The organism is Exiguobacterium sp. QJM3NY_9 (genome assembly GCF_056173545.1).
This window is the reverse complement of record NZ_CM149679.1, coordinates 40,845-56,416: the sequence shown is the minus strand read 5'-3', so window position 1 is coordinate 56,416 and position 15,572 is coordinate 40,845. Positions and strand designations below refer to the sequence as shown.

Here is a 15,572-nt window from a genome sequence, read left to right as displayed (position 1 = left end):
ACCGGTCTCCTCTATTAAGGGCGATCTGTCAATTCGACTGATGTCAGCTCTAAATCGAGCGCCTCTTCATTTTCTTCACGCAACACATATGCTTCTAGTACTGAATCTTCGACCTTTTTTCGCATTAATGCATTGATTGGATGAGCGACATCACGAAAGATGCCTTCTTGCGTCCGTTTGCTCGGCATCGCGACGAAGAGACCACTGTTCCCTTCAATCACACGTAAATCGTGTACTACGAATTCGTGATCGAGCGTAATCGAGGCGAGTGCTTTCATGCGCCCCTCTGCCACGACGCGACGAATTTTAACGTCCGTAACGTTCATTTTGTCCGCACCCCTTTTAGTAACCGATGTCACAACTCTTCGTTGTCTACTTCTACTTACGGTTCAAAACAAATAAAGGTTTAGCTTTTTCCAATCTTTTTAGGCATAATTTCCAAAAGTTTGATAATTACAGTATAGTTTCAAAGAAATCACGTGTCAAATTCAGGTATTCCCATCGCTTGTGAAATACTGGTCGACGTTCCCACGCTTCACTTGAATCTGTCCGAGATCGACATCGACGTCGGCAAGTTTCATTAAGCTGACGTATTCACTGACCATCTTTTTCTCGGCACCTTCTGCTTCAATCAAGACCCCGACACCGGCTACTTTCGCTTCGAACTCGCTCAGTAAACTCATCATTCCACGAATCGTTCCCCCAGCTTTCATGAAGTCATCAATCAACAAGACGTTCGCTCCGCGCGGAAGACTTCGTCGCGCCAGTGCCATCGTCCGAATCGCTTTTGATGAGCCTGATACGTAGTTGATGCTGACGGTCGATCCTTCCGTAACACGACTGTCCGAACGAACGATCACGAACGGTACACCGAGTTGTTCAGCGACGGCGTAAGCAAGCGGGATTCCTTTTGTCGCAATCGTCATGACGACATCCACTTTTTTCTGACTGAAGACAGATGCAAAAACTTGTCCCATCTGCTTGACCATCCGTGGATTACCAAGTAAATCTGTCAGATACAAATATCCACCCGGCAACAGACGATCTGGCCGTGCGACGCGTTCACATAAATCATCGATGAACGGCAATGCTTTTTCGCTACTCCATGTCGGAATGAACATGACACCGCCCGCAGCCCCCGGGACTGTGACGAGTCGTCCTGTTCCTTCATGCTCTAACATTTCACTCACGATATCTAAATCTTCACTGATTGACGATTTTGCAGATTTATAGCGTTCTGCGAAAATTGTCAATGAGATCAGATGATGCGGATGGTCGAGTAGATAACGTGTCATATCGACTAACCGACCACTTCTCCGAATTTTCATCTAAATTGTTCCACCTCTCCGTAATTCCGAATATTCACTAGTGAATATATCATTTTCATACGGATATTATCAATGGTTTTCGCCTAAAAGACGAACGACGTAGACTTCGTTACAAAAACCTCTTAAGCCATTATAGAGACGTTGGGCCCGGTTTTCGTGTTCCGTCAACGCGAAGACCGTCGGACCACTCCCGCTCATCAAGACACCTTCAGCCCCGCAACTCGTCATGAAATCCTTGATTTGCTCGACTTCCGGGTGCATCGGTAACGTGACCGACTCAAGAACATTTCCGAGTGATTGACAAATCGCCGTAAAATCCTGCTCTTTAACAGCTGTAATCATCGCTTCGACATCCGGTCGTTCGGCCGTCGTCAAATCGAGTGCGCCATAAACGTCTGCCGTCGACACACCGATCGTTGGTTTCGCAAGCACGACCCAGCACGGAGGCGGAGCGATCAATTTTTCAAGCTTTTCACCACGTCCTGTCGCGATCGCCGTCCCGCCCATGACACAAAACGGGACATCCGAACCGACTTCCGCGCCAATTTCTGCGAGTTGTTCGAGCGTCAATCCGAGCTGCCATAAATCATTTAAACCGCGTAATGTCGCTGCAGCGTCACTCGATCCACCCGCGAGACCCGCTGCGACCGGAATTTGTTTCTCAAGGTAAATCTCTACTCCAGCCTGGATGTTAAATTTTTTCTTCAAGACGGCTGCCGCCTTGTAAGCCAAGTTCCGCTCATCGTTCGGAACATAGGCGTGCTGCGCATTCATTCGAATCTCGCCTGACGGAAGTTCCGTCAACTCTAAGCGGTCTGCCAAGTCCACTGTCGTCATCACCATATGTACATCATGGTAACCATCTGTCCGCTTCGCCGTCGCATCCAACACTAAATTGATTTTCGCTGGTGCCTTTACAATAATCGTCATCGTGCCGTTCCTCCTCTAGTACGTATCCTGTACGAATTGTATCAACCTTTCCACAAAAAAAGAAGCGAACATTTCTGTCCGCTTCGGAAGGTAAGTTTACGAATTCGCAAATTCGATTTGTACGGAGTCGGTTAACACGTCAGCGTAGCTATAAGAAACTCGCTCGACATTGTGGCGCTCTGCGTCTAGCTTGACTACAAACACCGAAGGATACGTCTCAACGAGCGTTCCGATTCGGGTTACGACCTTTTTACGACCGCCGCTTGCTTTTAGCGTCAGTCTTTCACCAACATGTGTTTCGAAAACATGTCTGATTTCGTTCAACGTCTTTGGCATACGCTTCACCTCACTAATATTTATTATAGCATATTAATTAAATATTTGAAAGGTCGAATATTATATCTTTTCTTCCCGCTACCGTCAACGTTTTTTAATCGGCAAAAGTGCGTCCGCGAGCTGTGCGAATTCCTGCAAGCTGAGCGTTTCACCACGACGTCTTGGGTCGATACCTGCTTCATGCAACGCGGCTTCGACAGCTTCTTTTTCTGCTTTTCCGAAGTGGCTCGACAAATTATTTAAAATCGTTTTCCGGCGCTGGGCAAAACTTGCACGCGCAACTTCGAAGAATAATTTTTCATCTTTCGTTTGGACGGCCGGCTCTTTTCGGATGTTCAAGCGGATGACAGCCGAATCGACGTTCGGAGCGGGAATGAAGACTTGCTTTGGCACCGTGAAACAGACTTCGGCTTCCGCATAGTATTGAATCGCAATCGATAATGAACCATACGCTTTTGTACCTGGTTTCGCACCGATCCGTTCCGCGACTTCCTTTTGAATCATCATGATGAGTGTCCGGAATGGTGCTTTCGCCTCCAATATCCGCATGATGATAGGTGTTGTAACATAGTACGGTAAGTTTGCGACGACCGCAAGATCCGTAATTCCTTCTTGTGTGAACTCCTCGTTGACAATCGTTTCGAGATCCAGTTCAAGTGCATCTCCATGGATGATTTTGACGTTCGGATAAGGTGAGAGCGAATCATCTAAAATCGGTAACAGCCGTTGGTCGATTTCAAGGGCGACGACTTTTTTCGCCTGTTTAGCGGACTGTTCCGTCAACGACCCGATTCCCGGTCCGATCTCAAGAACACCACTCTCCTTTGTTAACGAAGCAGCGCCGACAATGTTCGCGAGTACGTTCAAATCGATTAAAAAGTTTTGTCCTAAGGACTTCTTAAATGAAAATCCGTGTCGCGCGAGGATTTCCTTCGTCCGGTGTAGTGTTGCGATGTCTTTCAATCTTGTTCCTCCTCTAACTGTCTCAGTGCAGCTTCCCATTCCTCTTTTGTGATCCGAATCGAAGCGACGCGTTTGACGAGTTGTTTCGCATTCGGTTCACCGATTGCGAGCAACTGTCCGAGCCGGCGTCTGCGTGACGATGCTGATGGACCACCGATTAAGTCTGCTGCAAGTATCATATCCCGTGTCACTTCTGCGACATGGACTTCTTCTGTTTCATAAACGGCTGCGAGTGCACGTTCGATTGCCTGCGGCGAAGCATGCTCGACACCGATTTTACCGCGTTTATCTTTTGCGTCCGCACGTGGCAGATAGGCTTGTTTGCATCCCGGAACACGTTCATTGATACGTGCGCGAATCCGGTCACCCGGAAAGTCTGGATCCGTGAAGACGATGACGCCTCGGCGTTCGAGTGCTTTTTCAATTCGTTGTAACGTTTGCTCATTGACGGCAGAGCCGTTCGTTTCAATTGTATCGACATTGAATACTTCCTGTAGTCGTGTCGTATCGTCACGTCCTTCGACGACGATGACTTCTTTTAAGCGTTTTTGCATCAATTCTTCTCCACCTTCTTCAAACACTTCCGTAATTGTACCTGTTTCCACGAAAAAAACAAGGAAGCGTCAACTGCCCGCTTCCGTGCCCGACTCATTCGGAATGACCCAAAGCTTGACGGTCTTCCGCCCGAACGTCTTCGCCGTCTGTTCATCACTGACGAGGACATCAATTTTATTGCCTTTAATGGCACCGCCCGTATCGAGCGCGACCGCCAGTCCGACCCCCTCGACATACACTTTCGTCCCGAGCGGAATTACTTTCGGGTCGACGGCGACGATCGGTAACCCTTGATAGGTGATTGTATCCGTGACATCGTACCCCGTCGCTGTCAATGCGCGCCCATCATACAATTGACTCCCGTTCGATGCTGGGTCATTCGTATAGGCCGTCGCCTCGACCATCAGCGTCTTCGCATTCTTGAAGTCTAAGTCTGCCGTGACTTCCGGTGCGACCGTCAATGGCGTCGTTGCCTCCTCTTCATTGAAGACAGGTGCCGGTGTTTCTACTCGTTCAATCGGTTTTGTTCCGACTTTAATGATTTGTTTCACCGGTTCACTCGTTACTTCATCGGTCAGTAACTTCTTCTCTTTACTGAGCCCGTCAGCGAGCGTCAATTCGTACTTTTGGGTCCGGATTCCAGGACGCCCCGTCGTCGTTACAAGTTGTTGTCCTTTCGGTAATGTCGGATCTTCTACTTGCTCGACATCGAACGGAAGCAACTGTTCTTCCGTTAAGGTCGCCCGTCGCGTCGTATTGACGGTGACGAGCGTATCTTCCGAGACAACGGTATCAAGGCTCGGCGCAACACGGTCTGTCGCTTGTAACGTCACTCCTTGTTTCGCAAGGAGCTCACGGACGGTCGTTTGGTACGTATAGACTTGACTGGCTCGTCCTCCGATGACGATGTCAACCGGAAATGCTTCACGGAATCGGACTGTCATCCCGGTCGTCAAGACGGCATGAATCGAAGGGTATACATCATCGGTATCGGCTTGGACGATGCCACGTTCCTTTAATAAATCCGATACAAGACGAGCATGTGTCCGAACCGTCTGTGCTTGCCCGTATCCGACAATCATCGTAATTTCTTTTGCACGTTGGATGACAATCAAACCATTCTTTGGTAAATCCGCACTGCGCGAAGGTTCGATGTTATCCTCCGCTCGCACTTCGATTCCATTTTCGCGTAAGACACCATAGACTGATGTTTCTATCGTCTTGACGTGTTGTTCTTGTCCGTCAATCATGATAGTGACGTCGCGCGGATGATCCATCGCCAAGTAGATTAGAATCGCAATTAACAATAAGGCACACCCTGTCGCGATATAAGAGAACGAACGCATCATGGGAGACGGAAGACCCGCTTCGCGTTTTCTGTTGTCGCTTGTTCGATATCGGCATACATCATGCCACGCAGTTGCGCGATTTCTTCCGCCACGAACCGGACGTACGCTGGTTCATTCCGTTTGCCGCGGTATGGTGTCGGTGTCAGGTAAGGACAATCTGTCTCGACGAGTAACCGATCAAGCGGAACTTCTTGAGCGACACGTTTCGGCATCTTCGCATTTTTAAACGTTACCGGTCCACCGAGCGAAATATAAAAGTTCATCGCGAGGCAACGGGGTAACAGTTCGGCACTCATGCTGTAGCTATGGAGAATCCCACCGACTTCTTTCGCGTCTTCTTCGAGAATACGTAACGTATCTTCCGTTGCTTCCCGGTTGTGAATGACGATTGGCTTATTCTTTTTCTTCGCAAGTTGAATCTGTTTACGAAACGCAGCTTCCTGGACATCTTTTGGTGACGTATCCCAGTGATAATCAAGACCGATCTCACCGAGGGCGACGACTTTCTCATGGTCCATGAGGCGCTCGACTTTCGCGTACGCCACATCATCGAAATCGATTGAATCGACGGGATGCCAACCGATGACGGCATACAGATCATCATACTGTTCAACGAGTTCCATCGCCCGGTCGATCGTCTTATGATCGAATCCGACGACGATCATCGGTGAGACTCCGTTCGCGCGTGCGCGTTCAATCGTTTCTTCGACGTCTCCGTCGAACTGATCCGAATTTAAATGTGTGTGTGTATCGATTAACAATATCCTCGACTCCTTTTTCAAAAAAATGCCTGTGACGTGAAGTCCACAGGCATCCGAATTATTTTACACTGGCACCGTTCGCCATCGTTGACGGGACGGTCGCTAGTTCAAGTTTACCTGATTTTTCAGCCGCAAGCACCATACCTTGCGATAATTCACCACGGAGAGTGACCGGCTTCAAGTTCGCGACGACGATGACCTTCCGACCGACCAGGTCTTCCGGCTCGTACCATTCAGCGATGCCTGAAACGATTTGGCGTGTTTCTTTCCCCATGTCGACCGTTAACTTTAACAGTTTTTTTGCTTTTTTGATTTTTTCTGCTGTGACGACTTCGCCGACACGCAGCTCAATTTGATCAAAAACATCAATTGTCGTTTCCGGACGAACATCCTCATCTGCTTCTTCGACTTCTTCTTCCTCAACTCGGGCAGCAGATGCCTGTTGCATCATTTCGACGATTGCTTCGACTTCTTCTTTCATGTCGCGGCGTGGGAAAATCGGTTCAGCAATCCCGACTTTTGTTCCTTCTTCAATCGACGCGAACTGTTCGAGTGCTTCCCAGTTCATCGGCTGACCAGCAAGACCAAGCTGACGGAACATCTCTGTCGGAGATTGTGTCATGAACGGTTGCAACATGATCGCGACGTGACGCAGCGTTCCGACGAGGTGGACCATGACCGAGCCGAGTTCATCCGTCTTCGTTTCGTCTTTCGCGAGTACCCACGGTTGTGTCTCGTCGATATATTTATTCGCGCGACTGATTAATTGCCAGACGTGCGCTAAGGCAACCGAGAATTCCATATGCTCCATCGAAGCCTCGACCTTCTCGACTGTTTCTTTCGCAAGCGTCGACAATGTCGCATCGAACGGCGTGACATTTCCCGCATAGGTCGGGATGACCCCATCAAAGTATTTCGTGACCATCGCAATCGTCCGGTTGAGTAAGTTCCCGAGATCATTCGCGAGATCGAAGTTCATCCGCTCAACGAACGCTTCCGGTGTGAACATCCCATCTGAGCCGAAAGGAACTTCGCGTAAGAGATAATAACGAAGAGCATCAAGACCATAACGGTCAATCATCGGAATCGGGTCAACAACATTGCCTTTTGATTTCGACATCTTCCCATCTTTCATCAACAACCAGCCGTGCGCGAAAACTTGTTTCGGCAATGGGAGATCGAGTGCCATCAAGAGTGCCGGCCAAACGATCGTATGGAAACGAACGATTTCTTTTCCGACGAGATGAACGTCTGCTGGCCAGTACTTGTCGAAGTTCCCTTGATCATCCGTTCCGTAACCGAGTGACGAGATGTAGTTCGTCAAGGCATCAACCCAAACGTAGACGACGTGTTTCGGATTCGACGGGACTTTGACGCCCCAGTCAAATGTCGTCCGTGAGACGGCGAGATCTTGGAGACCTGGTTTAATGAAGTTATTGATCATTTCATTCTTCCGTGATTCCGGTAAGATGAATGATGGGTTCGCTTCAAAGTATTCGACTAAACGATCGGCATACTTACTAATTCGGAAGAAATAACATTCCTCACGAACAAGTTCGACGGGATGGCCGCTATCTGGGCTTTTTCCATCCACTAACTGCGATTCCGTGTAATACGTCTCGTCCGGAATCGAATACCAGCCTTCATATTCACCAAGATAGATGTCACCTTTTTCGAGTAATGTCTCAAAAACGTGTTCGACGACTTTCTTGTGGCGTGGTTCTGTCGTTCGAATGTAATCGTCATACGAGATGTCGAGACGATCCCACAGGACTTTAATCTGCTCGACGACACCGTCGACGAATGCTTGTTCAGAAATACCTGCTTCAGCTGCTTTTTCCTGAATTTTTTGTCCGTGTTCATCCGTTCCTGTTAAGTAACGCACATCGAATCCTTGAAGACGTTTATAACGGGCCATCGCGTCTCCTGCGACCGTCGTGTACGCATGACCGATATGTAGCTTCGCGCTAGGATAATAAATCGGTGTCGTGATATAAAATGTTTTTGACATGTTATTCCTCCGTTCTATTGTTCATTCCATTATTATACGCTGTTCTATCGCCGCTGTCGAAACTCGTTTTTTGTCGAATCAAAACATTTTTTGACATCAGACATCAAATTACAAAAAAACACACTCAATAGTTTGAATTCCTTTAAAAAGGGAAAATCTATTAATAAATCGTTTCAATTATGGCTTTTTTGAGAAATAAATGACATTTTGATTTCAAACTATTCGGATTGGTTGACTACTTTTGGAAAGTTTAGTATTCTACATTCTATAGAAGTGATGTCGAATTTTGACGATTTTTTAAAAAATACAGAGACTTAGACATCCAGAGGAGGAACAACAAAATGAAATCAACAGGTATTGTACGTAAAGTAGACGAGCTCGGCCGGGTAGTCATTCCAATTGAACTTCGCCGCACACTCCAAATCGCAGAGAAAGATGCACTCGAAATCTACGTCGATAACGAGCAAATCATTCTTAAAAAATACAAACCAAACATGACTTGCCAAGTTACTGGTGAAGTATCAGAAGATAACTTCAAATTGGCAGACGGAAAATTAATTCTCTCTCCAGACGGCGCACAACGTGTCCTCGTTGAATTAAAAGATTTCCTCGATCGTCATTACGCAGGAAACGAATAAAACCAAGAAGGAAGCGCGCCGATTCGGTACGCTTCCTTTTTTCATTTCGATTCGTGATAAGACAGGTATAAGGCTTGTCGGTCAAGTCCCCGTTCCTTCGCAACACGCTTTAACGCCGCATTCGGCTTTTCACCGTCTGCGATATACCGTTCGATTTGATCGAGTGGATCCGCTTCTTGCTGGATTTCACTCGGACGTTCTTCCGTCGTTCCTTCGACGATGACGACAAATTCGCCCCGGACCTCTTCTGACGCCCAGTCTAACGCTTCCGTCACCGATCCACGAATGTATTCTTCATAACGTTTCGTCAATTCACGGGCGAGCGTGAGTTGGCGATCACCGAGTATTTCGAGGACACCTCCAAGCATTTCCTTTAGCCGATGGGGTGCTTCATAAAATATCAATGTTCCTTGCTCATAACGTAACGTCTCGAGTGCTTCACGCCGCTCTTTTTTCTTGCGTGGTAAAAAGCCGTAATACAAAAAATGTTCCGTCGGTAGACCTGACGCGACGAGGGCCGTCAATGCCGCATTCGCACCCGGTAAGACGACGACCGGAATGTCTGCTGCAATCGCGAGTCGGATTAAGTCGCTCCCCGGATCGGAAATCCCGGGCATTCCAGCGTCGGAGACGAGGGCGACCTGTTTCCCCGACAATAAGTCTTCGAGCAGCCGTTCACCGCTAACTTGCTTATTGTGTTCGTGATAACTGACGAGTTTCGTGTCGATTTCAAAGTGATTGCACAATTTCATCGTCTGGCGTGTGTCTTCTGCCGCGATGATATCGGCCTCTTGTAAGATGCGGACGGCTCGATACGTCATATCCTCTAAGTTCCCGATTGGTGTCGGTACGATATATAAGCCATTCGTTTGATCCTTAAAACTACTCGTTGCCTTCATGACGTCCCTCCTTGAATAAGCTGTTCTTTTTTCGCACGTGTCAATTGCTTGATCGCATACTCGCGTTTCAGTGCGTCCGATTTTGTCTCAAACGTCTCTGTGTACGCAAGGACGACCGGTAGCCGTGACCGTGTGTACTTGGCACCCTGCCCCGTATTGTGTGTCGCAACACGCTTCTCGACATCGACAGCGTACCCTGTATACAGACTCCCATCACGGCAACGCACGATATACACCGCATGCTTAGACATTCAGGTGTTCCTGCATTTGCAAGGTATACGTGTCATCTTGCTCGTAGACGATGAACGGGTGTAACACCTTCAAGCCCGGTTTTGCATCCTTGATGCCTTCAATCAACAGCATGTTCGCTTCTTTCCCTGCCTTCGGATAAATCAATTGCATCCGCTTCGGCTCAATCCGGTACTGACGCATCAGCGTCACGATGTCGAGTAAACGTTCCGGACGATGGACGAATGCCGTTTTCCCGCCTTGTTTAAGTAAGTCGGCGGCTGAACGAATGCAATCTTCAAGTGTACATAACACTTCATGCCGGGCAATCGTATAGTGTTCACTCTCATTTCGGTTCGATGATTCATGTGCTAAGAAATACGGCGGATTGCAGGTCACGACATCATAGGCACCGTATCCGAGTTGTTTCCCGGCCGTTTTGACATCCCCCTCAATCATTTGGAGCTGTCCCGCTTTTTCGTTCAACTCGATACTACGGCGTGCCATCTCGACGAGGCGCGGTTGAATTTCGAGTCCCGTGATCGTTCCGTTCGTCCGGTACGATAAAAAGAGCGGAATCGCACCGTTTCCGGCACACAAATCGACCAACTTACCTTGGCGGATCGGGACCCAGACGAATTGCGCGAGTAACGCGGCATCCAGTGAATACGAAAAGACGGTCGGACTTTGAATGATGCGACCGTCTCTTCCGAGGAGATGATCGAGTCGCTCATCTGGTAATAATTCAAGCATAGGTGTCTTCCTTTCTGAAAAAAAGACTGACTCCTAGGAAGTCAGCCTCTCAATGTTTCGTTAACATGGACAAGCAGAACAGGCAATCCCCGTCTTTACGGACTTGACCGTAGTGCAAGTTACAAATGTGGAATCCTTCTTGATAGAGGCGACCGAGGTTATCGTATCCGGCACCTACTAACGCTTCGGCTTCCGCTTCTTCTGTAATCGGTTGTTGTTCGTCTCGCTCCACCTTCTCACGCAGGTGATGATTTTCGAGGTAGAGGTGTTGATTTTCCTCCATCATGTAAGCAAGCTGATCTTTTAATACGCTCAGATGCTCAGTCAGCAAATGAATCTGTTGCTCGATCGCATCGACACGCGTAATGATTTCTTTTTTATCGACTCTCTCCACGCGTATGCACCCCGTCATTCTTTTGGTCGTTTTTGTTTTACGGCACCGACGGATAACAATTCTTCCATCGAATAAGTCAGAACGCGGGAACGGTCTTTCAGTTCAATTTGAACCACTTGATCGAGGATGTTCAATCCGACGACACGACCTTCGCCTTCTGGTACAGTCAGACGTTTTCCGTAATCCGGTAGATCACGTCGCATTTCTTCATACGTATCGTTCTCGTATTTCAAACAGCACATTAAACGGCCACAGACCCCGGAAATCTTCGTTGGGTTCAGTGATAAGTTTTGATCTTTCGCCATCTTGATTGAGACCGGCTCAAATTCACCTAAGAACGATGAACAACAAAGGACACGGCCGCACGGACCGATTCCACCGAGCAATTTCGCTTCATCACGAACTCCGATTTGGCGCAACTCAATCCGTGTCCGGAAGACTGCTGCTAAATCTTTAACGAGTTCCCGGAAGTCGACGCGACCTTCCGCTGTGAAGTAAAAGATGACTTTATTACGATCAAACGTATATTCGACGTCCACGAGTTTCATATCAAGCTTATGTTCGCGAATCTTTTCGACACACACTGCATGTGCATCAAGTGCTGCTACTTTATTTTCACGGACGATCATTGCATCTTTATCATCAGCAATCCGAAGAATTGATTTTAATGGTAAGACCACATCTTCCTCGTCCATTTGTTTATCAGCGATTACCACTTCGCCATATTCAATGCCCCGTACTGTCTCCACGATGACGGCTTGTCCTCGTGATAATGACTCTTGTCCAGGTGCAAAATAATAAATTTTGCCCGCTTCTTTAAAGCGAACGCCTACTACTTCTAGCATATCGCTCTACCCTTTCTGTAAGTCAAACATGAGACGCTCAACTGTTAATTGAGGATTAACATTCGCTTCGACCCGTTTGACGGCTGCAAGTACTGCCTGCAACCAGCGGGTGATCGTCGCCTGACTCTTTCCACCCATCTGCTCAAGTAATGGTCGGCTATTCGTATACGTAATGATCTCCCATGATGGATTCAACTTCAGATGCAAGGCATCTTCGAAGAAACATGTCACGAGTTCTAGACCAATCCGGACGTCTTGCCGATTCTTAAATTGATTAATCCACTTCTCTTGAACGAACAAAGGCAAATCTGCCGGACGATTCGCTAATTCCTCCATCAATTGTAACACTGACGCTCGCGCATTTACAAACCAGTCTTCGATTAAGGCTTGCTCCGCATCATCAATTTTTGAATAGACGCGAGCTGCAAGTTGGGTTAACTCCGCATCTCGGGACGTTTTATCCGATAAAACTTGTCCAATCATCACACGATCGGCCGGTCGAAAACTTAACAGTTGTCCACGAGAACGAATCGTCGGTAATAACAGTTGCGGTTGATTCGTTAGTAGAATCGCTACTTTTCCTTCGCCCGGTTCTTCGAAGAACTTCAATAAACTATTCGCTGCTTGCGGAGTCATCCGGTGCGCTTGCGTCACGACATAGATTTGCCGATCCCCTTCTAACCCCCGAAGTGACAAGTCATGCATCAATTGCTGGATTTGTTCTTTTTTGATGGTTGCCCCATCTGGCTCAATCTGGTAGTAATCGACAAGGTTTCCGCTATCCATCCGTCGACAGCTTCGGCATTCATTACACGGCTCTACTTGATCTTTCCGCTCACAAAATAAACTCTTGGCGAACAATTGAGCCGCTTCCAAAAGAAGCGGCTCATAGTCTCCCGTAAAGATATAAGCATGATTGATTCGATTTGCTCGTAAAGAATTTTGAAGAATCGTCGAGATGACAGATTGTGTTTGTTCGAGCTCATGAAATGTCCGCATCAGAACTGATGAAACCCTTCAATCGGCAAGACAAAGACTGTCGCGCCTCCGACTTGAACTTCAACCGGATAGGGAATATACGAGTCGGCGTGTCCTCCCATTGGTGAGATCGGCGAGACCATTTGATCGCGGCTCGAACAATTTTTCTTGATCAAACGCATCAAATCGTCAACACGTTCACTTTGAACCCCAATCATGAATGTCGTGTTACCTTCTTTTAAAAAGCCGCCCGTCGTCGCAAGTTTGGTTGCCCGAAAATCATTTTCAACAAGCGCTTCTGCTAAACGTAAGCTATCTTTATCTTGAACAATCGTAATGACCATTTTCATGATAATCTCTCCCTTTTCTTCAAATAGGCTAACACATCTTCTAACAATAGCGACTGGACCGCTTCAATCGATTGATTGGCGTCAATCAATCGAATGCGTTCCGGTTCTGACGCGGCTAATGATAAAAAGCCATGATAGACACGCTCTCTGAATGCATCATCACGTTGCTCGATCCGGTCAAGCGCCCCTCGTTCAATCATTCGTCTTTTCGAGTCCATGACCGTCAAGTCAAACAAGTACGTTCGATCAGGGGTTAATCCTCCTGTTGCTTGCTGATTGACGTTACGGATCTGTTCAATTGAATACCCGAGTCCATATCCTTGATACGCAATCGAGGCATCAACGAAACGATCACATAAAACGACAGCCCCAGCCGTAAGTGACGGACGAATCAATTCATTGACGTGCTGCGCCCGTGACGCCGCATACAATAAAATTTCTGTCATTTCATCCATCTCCGTGAAATCTGGATTCAGAATCAACGAACGGATTTCATTCCCAATGCGTGTGCCGCCTGGCTCTCGTGTCATGATGACCTGATAACCCTCTTTTTTTAATGCTTCTGCCATCAATTGAAGCTGTGTCGTTTTTCCTGCGCCATCTGGTCCTTCGACTGTAATAAACGTTCCCTTCATTCAACAAACCCTTCCTCTATGACACGCAACGTACCTTCTTGCAAAGACTCTCCACCCTGAAGATGGACGGATGCGGCTATATGATGCTCAATACATACTATCTGTTCTTTTGTCACACGCTCTCCTCGCAACAAGACTGGAATACCTGGCGGATATGGAATAATCGTTTCAAGTGCAATCTGACCACTCGTTTCACGAAGCGGAAGATTCCGATATTCCCTCTCCTCTAACTGATCCAGTGGGCAAGCGAGTGATGATACTTTTATTTTACCCATAATTGATTGCTCGATATACCTTTTTGAGGGAATTCCTTTCATTTTCAACTTTTCAATCGCATCTTTTACCTGTGTTAACCACTGAGTTCGGACAGTTTCCGATAACTTATGAAGAGGTAAAATGCAGACGACAAATGAAGCTAAAGCAAACTCTGCATCTATTTTTTCATTGGCTAATGCATCGAGTAACTGTTCTCCGGAATAGTCCTCATAGGAAAGAATCACGCGTGACCAATCATCAAAAGTAAAAGCATGCATTCCATCTAGTCCGTCGAGTTCGTCTTTGAACAGTTGATGGCTGTTCCGGACCTCTTCCATTTCATCAATCGTCCACTGCTGTCGATAGTATCGAGCATAATCGAGTGAAGCCATGATGAGATACGAAGGGCTTGATGTTTGAAACGACTGGAGTGCATGGTGGAGCTTACGACGTTGTACATCCGTTAATCGCTCATGAATCCAAGCCCCCATCGTCAATGCCGGTAACGTCTTATGAGCAGATTGGACGACAGCTGTAGCACCCTGTTCAAAGGCTGAACGGATTCCAACTGCTTCTCCAAAATGTGCACCATGTGCCTCATCAACTAATAATGGTATTTTATAACGTGCTGTCACTGCTACGATTTCTTCGATAGCTGCTGTTTCTCCATAGTAACTCGGTGAAGTTAAAAATACCGCGACTCCACCCGGATAAGATGTTAACGCTTCCTTTAATGTTTCACGTGAAACATTGCCGGCGATTTGTGTTTCTTCATCATACTCAGGGCTCATGAAGATTGGAGACAATCCTAACCATTCGAGTGCATTAAAAATCGACTTATGTGAATTTCTCTGAACGTAGACGCGATCTCCTCGTTTAGTCACAGCCGCAAGCATTGCCCAGTTACCACTTGTTGAACCATTGATTAAAAAATGACTATCTTCCGAATCATAGACTTCACGCAACAATGCTTTTGCTTCTAGAATCGCTTCTGTCGGGTGGTGAAAATCATCTAAGCCAGCTAGTTCTGTTTTATCCCATTCCAAAAAACTAGGTAGACCTAATACGATTGATCCATTTTTATGACCAGGAACGTGCCAAGATGTTGCCTTACGTTCGACATGTCGCTTAAGTGCCTCAATGATTGGAAGCTGACTTTTCATGAAATACACCTCTTATTTTTAAAATACAAAAGACCGACCTGCAAGATGCAGATCGGTCTTTTTCAATTGCCTGGCAACGTCCTATCCTCACAGGGGGAAGCCCCCAACTACTTTCGGCGTTCAAGTGCTTAACTTCCGTGTTCGGCATGGGAACGGGTGTGACCACTTGGCTATCGTCACCAGACGACAGGGCTCGCGCCC

Annotated in this window: 19 protein-coding genes and 1 rRNA gene; 1 reads left to right on the top strand and 19 read right to left on the bottom strand. The window is 47.2% G+C overall.

Features of this window, described 5'->3' with window-relative positions; genetic code table 11:
* Positions 1-14 precede the first annotated feature (14 nt).
* The 9 genes from spoVG to metG all read right to left on the bottom strand — a co-directional run bounded on the left by spoVG (position 15) and on the right by metG (position 8,233).
* Complete coding sequence (gene spoVG, locus AC0VYQ_RS00325) at positions 15-326, bottom strand: septation regulator SpoVG (RefSeq protein WP_088835971.1); 312 nt, start codon at positions 324-326, stop codon at positions 15-17.
* 162 nt (positions 327-488) lie between these two features.
* Positions 489-1,328, bottom strand: a complete 840-nt coding sequence (gene purR, locus AC0VYQ_RS00320) for a pur operon repressor (RefSeq protein WP_029332207.1) — start codon at positions 1,326-1,328, stop codon at positions 489-491.
* 69 nt (positions 1,329-1,397) lie between these two features.
* The gene (gene ispE / locus AC0VYQ_RS00315) at positions 1,398-2,258 is read right to left on the bottom strand and encodes a 4-(cytidine 5'-diphospho)-2-C-methyl-D-erythritol kinase (protein ID WP_475403975.1); all 861 of its coding nucleotides are present in this window, start codon (positions 2,256-2,258) and stop codon (positions 1,398-1,400) included.
* A 96-nt stretch (positions 2,259-2,354) separates the two neighbouring features.
* On the bottom strand, positions 2,355-2,594 hold the full coding sequence (locus AC0VYQ_RS00310; protein ID WP_012368950.1) for a Veg family protein: 240 nt from the start codon (positions 2,592-2,594) through the stop codon (positions 2,355-2,357).
* An 84-nt stretch (positions 2,595-2,678) separates the two neighbouring features.
* Positions 2,679-3,557 (bottom strand): 16S rRNA (adenine(1518)-N(6)/adenine(1519)-N(6))-dimethyltransferase RsmA, encoded by an 879-nt coding sequence (gene rsmA / locus AC0VYQ_RS00305; protein ID WP_029332205.1) that lies wholly within the window; start codon positions 3,555-3,557, stop codon positions 2,679-2,681.
* The gene (rnmV, locus tag AC0VYQ_RS00300; RefSeq protein WP_088838386.1) at positions 3,554-4,111 is read right to left on the bottom strand and encodes a ribonuclease M5; all 558 of its coding nucleotides are present in this window, start codon (positions 4,109-4,111) and stop codon (positions 3,554-3,556) included. The genes rsmA and rnmV overlap by 4 nt, the downstream gene beginning before the upstream one ends.
* Before the next feature lie 69 nt (positions 4,112-4,180).
* The gene (locus AC0VYQ_RS00295) at positions 4,181-5,461 is read right to left on the bottom strand and encodes a 3D domain-containing protein (protein WP_088835969.1); all 1,281 of its coding nucleotides are present in this window, start codon (positions 5,459-5,461) and stop codon (positions 4,181-4,183) included.
* Positions 5,458-6,222 carry a TatD family hydrolase gene (locus AC0VYQ_RS00290; RefSeq protein WP_475403974.1) on the bottom strand — a complete coding sequence of 255 codons (765 nt, stop codon included), beginning with the start codon at positions 6,220-6,222 and terminating at the stop codon, positions 5,458-5,460. Before AC0VYQ_RS00290 ends, AC0VYQ_RS00295 begins: the two co-directional genes overlap by 4 nt.
* 58 nt (positions 6,223-6,280) lie before the next feature.
* Complete coding sequence (gene metG, locus AC0VYQ_RS00285; RefSeq protein WP_475403973.1) at positions 6,281-8,233, bottom strand: methionine--tRNA ligase; 1,953 nt, start codon at positions 8,231-8,233, stop codon at positions 6,281-6,283.
* A 341-nt stretch (positions 8,234-8,574) separates the two neighbouring features.
* Between metG and AC0VYQ_RS00280 the strand changes: the two genes are divergently transcribed.
* Positions 8,575-8,871, top strand: a complete 297-nt coding sequence (locus AC0VYQ_RS00280) for an AbrB/MazE/SpoVT family DNA-binding domain-containing protein (RefSeq protein ID WP_012368944.1) — start codon at positions 8,575-8,577, stop codon at positions 8,869-8,871.
* A 41-nt stretch (positions 8,872-8,912) separates the two neighbouring features.
* Here the strand turns inward: AC0VYQ_RS00280 and rsmI are convergent, their stop codons facing one another.
* The 10 genes from rsmI to rrf form a co-directional block, all read right to left on the bottom strand.
* Positions 8,913-9,770 carry a 16S rRNA (cytidine(1402)-2'-O)-methyltransferase gene (gene rsmI, locus AC0VYQ_RS00275; RefSeq protein WP_214771745.1) on the bottom strand — a complete coding sequence of 286 codons (858 nt, stop codon included), beginning with the start codon at positions 9,768-9,770 and terminating at the stop codon, positions 8,913-8,915.
* Entirely contained in the window at positions 9,767-10,021 is a 255-nt protein-coding gene (locus AC0VYQ_RS00270; protein ID WP_214894483.1) for a GIY-YIG nuclease family protein, read from the bottom strand. The genes rsmI and AC0VYQ_RS00270 overlap by 4 nt, the downstream gene beginning before the upstream one ends.
* Positions 10,014-10,751: a tRNA1(Val) (adenine(37)-N6)-methyltransferase gene (locus tag AC0VYQ_RS00265; protein ID WP_475403972.1), complete on the bottom strand. Its 738-nt coding sequence runs from the start codon at positions 10,749-10,751 to the stop codon at positions 10,014-10,016. Before AC0VYQ_RS00265 ends, AC0VYQ_RS00270 begins: the two co-directional genes overlap by 8 nt.
* Before the next feature lie 49 nt (positions 10,752-10,800).
* Positions 10,801-11,163: a DNA replication initiation control protein YabA gene (gene yabA / locus AC0VYQ_RS00260; RefSeq protein ID WP_029332197.1), complete on the bottom strand. Its 363-nt coding sequence runs from the start codon at positions 11,161-11,163 to the stop codon at positions 10,801-10,803.
* Positions 11,160-11,990, bottom strand: a complete 831-nt coding sequence (locus AC0VYQ_RS00255; protein ID WP_029332196.1) for a PSP1 domain-containing protein — start codon at positions 11,988-11,990, stop codon at positions 11,160-11,162. The genes yabA and AC0VYQ_RS00255 overlap by 4 nt, the downstream gene beginning before the upstream one ends.
* A gap of 6 nt (positions 11,991-11,996) precedes the next feature.
* A complete protein-coding gene (locus AC0VYQ_RS00250) occupies positions 11,997-12,989 on the bottom strand; it encodes a DNA polymerase III subunit delta' (protein WP_088835963.1) in 993 nt (330 codons plus the stop codon).
* Positions 12,989-13,318, bottom strand: coding sequence for a cyclic-di-AMP receptor (locus tag AC0VYQ_RS00245; RefSeq protein ID WP_029332194.1), 330 nt, complete (start codon positions 13,316-13,318; stop codon positions 12,989-12,991). Before AC0VYQ_RS00245 ends, AC0VYQ_RS00250 begins: the two co-directional genes overlap by 1 nt.
* Positions 13,315-13,953: a dTMP kinase gene (gene tmk / locus AC0VYQ_RS00240; protein WP_475403971.1), complete on the bottom strand. Its 639-nt coding sequence runs from the start codon at positions 13,951-13,953 to the stop codon at positions 13,315-13,317. The genes AC0VYQ_RS00245 and tmk overlap by 4 nt, the downstream gene beginning before the upstream one ends.
* Complete coding sequence (locus tag AC0VYQ_RS00235; protein ID WP_475403970.1) at positions 13,950-15,371, bottom strand: aminotransferase class I/II-fold pyridoxal phosphate-dependent enzyme; 1,422 nt, start codon at positions 15,369-15,371, stop codon at positions 13,950-13,952. Before AC0VYQ_RS00235 ends, tmk begins: the two co-directional genes overlap by 4 nt.
* A 68-nt stretch (positions 15,372-15,439) precedes the next feature.
* A 5S ribosomal RNA gene (gene rrf, locus AC0VYQ_RS00230) occupies positions 15,440-15,555 on the bottom strand.
* Positions 15,556-15,572 lie beyond the last annotated feature (17 nt).

What these genes read in the sequence shown, in the direction of transcription:
- spoVG (WP_088835971.1), bottom strand. Translation starts at nt 326, where the DNA reads ATGAACGTTACGGACGTTAAAATTCGTCGCGTCGTGGCAGAGGGGCGC.
- purR (WP_029332207.1), bottom strand. Translation starts at nt 1,328, where the DNA reads ATGAAAATTCGGAGAAGTGGTCGGTTAGTCGATATGACACGTTATCTA.
- ispE (WP_475403975.1), bottom strand. Translation starts at nt 2,258, where the DNA reads ATGACGATTATTGTAAAGGCACCAGCGAAAATCAATTTAGTGTTGGAT.
- AC0VYQ_RS00310 (WP_012368950.1), bottom strand. Translation starts at nt 2,594, where the DNA reads ATGCCAAAGACGTTGAACGAAATCAGACATGTTTTCGAAACACATGTT.
- rnmV (WP_088838386.1), bottom strand. Translation starts at nt 4,111, where the DNA reads ATGCAAAAACGCTTAAAAGAAGTCATCGTCGTCGAAGGACGTGACGAT.
- AC0VYQ_RS00295 (WP_088835969.1), bottom strand. Translation starts at nt 5,461, where the DNA reads ATGATGCGTTCGTTCTCTTATATCGCGACAGGGTGTGCCTTATTGTTA.
- metG (WP_475403973.1), bottom strand. Translation starts at nt 8,233, where the DNA reads ATGTCAAAAACATTTTATATCACGACACCGATTTATTATCCTAGCGCG.
- AC0VYQ_RS00280 (WP_012368944.1), top strand. Translation starts at nt 8,575, where the DNA reads ATGAAATCAACAGGTATTGTACGTAAAGTAGACGAGCTCGGCCGGGTA.
- rsmI (WP_214771745.1), bottom strand. Translation starts at nt 9,770, where the DNA reads ATGAAGGCAACGAGTAGTTTTAAGGATCAAACGAATGGCTTATATATC.
- AC0VYQ_RS00270 (WP_214894483.1), bottom strand. Translation starts at nt 10,021, where the DNA reads ATGTCTAAGCATGCGGTGTATATCGTGCGTTGCCGTGATGGGAGTCTG.
- AC0VYQ_RS00265 (WP_475403972.1), bottom strand. Translation starts at nt 10,751, where the DNA reads ATGCTTGAATTATTACCAGATGAGCGACTCGATCATCTCCTCGGAAGA.
- yabA (WP_029332197.1), bottom strand. Translation starts at nt 11,163, where the DNA reads ATGACGGGGTGCATACGCGTGGAGAGAGTCGATAAAAAAGAAATCATT.
- AC0VYQ_RS00255 (WP_029332196.1), bottom strand. Translation starts at nt 11,990, where the DNA reads ATGCTAGAAGTAGTAGGCGTTCGCTTTAAAGAAGCGGGCAAAATTTAT.
- AC0VYQ_RS00250 (WP_088835963.1), bottom strand. Translation starts at nt 12,989, where the DNA reads ATGCGGACATTTCATGAGCTCGAACAAACACAATCTGTCATCTCGACG.
- AC0VYQ_RS00245 (WP_029332194.1), bottom strand. Translation starts at nt 13,318, where the DNA reads ATGAAAATGGTCATTACGATTGTTCAAGATAAAGATAGCTTACGTTTA.
- tmk (WP_475403971.1), bottom strand. Translation starts at nt 13,953, where the DNA reads ATGAAGGGAACGTTTATTACAGTCGAAGGACCAGATGGCGCAGGAAAA.
- AC0VYQ_RS00235 (WP_475403970.1), bottom strand. Translation starts at nt 15,371, where the DNA reads ATGAAAAGTCAGCTTCCAATCATTGAGGCACTTAAGCGACATGTCGAA.